This window comes from Oleiphilus sp. HI0125 (assembly GCF_001635355.1).
In genome coordinates this window covers 1-2,135 of sequence record NZ_LWGF01000704.1, presented here as the reverse complement: position 1 = coordinate 2,135, position 2,135 = coordinate 1, and the positions used below count along the sequence as shown (strand labels likewise).

At 43.5% G+C, this 2,135-nt stretch carries 1 protein-coding gene; it reads right to left on the bottom strand.

The window, feature by feature from the left end:
* Positions 1 to 2,135, bottom strand: a 2,135-nt coding sequence (locus A3762_RS10260; RefSeq protein ID WP_068755298.1) for an EAL domain-containing protein, incomplete at both ends; no start/stop codon positions are given.

Here is a 2,135-nt window from a genome sequence, read left to right as displayed (position 1 = left end):
ACGGTTACACGATAACTTCTCTAAGACTTTTAAAGTTTGTGCATCTTCGATGCCCTCTGCAATCAAATCGCAGCCTAAACCTTCCGCCATCGCAATCACGGTTTGTATGATCACTTTTGAGTTTTCATCATTCTTTATATCTTCGATCAAAGAGCGATCTAACTTGATTTCACTTGCAGGCAAACCTTTGAGATATGACAACGATGAATAACCCGCGCCAAAGTCATCAATTGAAATCTTGAACCCATGGGCTGCTAATTTATCCAGTGTCGCAATGCTAAACGCCGGATCATCCATCGCCGCAGTTTCGGTTAACTCCAAGTAAACCAATTCAGGTGATACATTCTCGGTCTTCAGCGTTTTAAGAAGTTGAGCGCCAAAATACTTAAACTTCAGATCACGCGCTGAAATATTAATCGACATGCTTCCGTCATAGCCTTGAGCTCGTAGCATTACTAAAGCACGTATCGCTTCTTGAAATACCCATAAGCTCAGCTCATTAATTACCCCAGTTTCTTCGGCCAGGGGAATAAATTGATCCGGAGGAACAAAACCATTCTCTAGATGAATCCAACGTACTAAAGCCTCGAGACCAATCACCTTCCCGCTACTAATTTCAAACTTCGGCTGAAACACTAAACTGAGCGCATCATCATTCAAGGCCTTACGTAAGTCTGTCATCAGGGTAAGCCGGCTCGAACTATAGATATCGTACTTCTCACTATAGATTCCCATGGAGCCTCGTTCGGAGCGATCCATCGCAATCAATCCATTTCGAATTAATTGTGCCGGCTCTGAGCCATGATTGGGATAAAGAGAGCAACCATATAATGGTGCTAGTTCAAACGTTAAGCCATCAAATTCAATCGGCGATGCGAGCTCGACTAAGAGATCATCAAACGGCTGACGGTTTTTTTCGAATTTATCTAAATCAATAAGTACACCGAATGTTTCATTCGCAATTTGAAACGCCGCGTCTGGGCCAACTCCTTGCATATGCTCAACACTAATTACTCCGAACATATCTCTGCACTTCTCGTTTAAAAACACCGCCATTTGCGCCAAAACCGTCTCAGAGCTGGCCAAGCCGAGCGTCCGCGTAATATCAGAGATGCGCGTCAAATGCACCATCGAGATCATCATTCTTCTATTGGGCGCAGCATCCATCTGCTCACGTAAGAGGTTCTCGAAATGATTTCGATTAAGCAGATTAGTGACTCGATCACGTGACATGGTTTGCGTTAACAAACTCTGTGTGTAATTTCGCTGTTGCTCGATATGAAGACTCTTTGATTGCGCAGATATTTTCTTTTCACGCTCGCGATACAAACGATCTGCAAGAGCCAAAGTCAAAATCAATGCCTCAAGTCCAGATCCAATCTGCATGGCGTACTCAGTCCAAAATGTATTTGGCAATGCGCCTGTAGTGCGGCCGCTTGTTATCGCAAAACCAACGGTCAAAGGAATCCAAGCAACCGTGAAATAAATACCTGAACGAAGCCCTTTATACCAAGCGATGGGACCTGCAAAAGCGAGGACGCTAAAAAGCAATAACGCACCCACAACCGAGATACGCACCGCAATGCTATAATCTGCGAATAAAATGATACAGAGGTGTATCAACTCCAGCGCTATCATCGCCTGAAGAAGCTTATCGAAGCGCGGACTAATCGACTTCATTCGCAAAAATAACTTTGCGAATAAAAGAGAAAAAATAGAGAGCAAGGGCATAGACGCCAAGAACAGGCGCCCATTTAGTTCGGGAAGATCATTTAGAAAATGTTGATGGATATATCCTCGACTACTCGCAAAGAATAACAAATAGCTTGCGATAGCCAGCGCATAATAAAGATACAATCGTTCGCCTAAGCGAAGAAAAACAGCGAGATTAATAATCGCAATAATCGTCAGAACGCCATAGTAAAAGAAATGAACCTTTTGCTCTTTCGAAGCTTGTTCAAAGTAATGCGTCTCTTCCCAAATCAACATAGGAACGGTCATCGAGCCTTTTGTTTTCACGCTCGTGTAGATTTCAATTTCTTCGTTGGGTTCTAACGAAAAACGAAAAAGAATACCTGGATCGTCGACTTGCCTGTGCGCAAAGTGTTTTCGATCACCAGTGGCCAGTCCAAGCT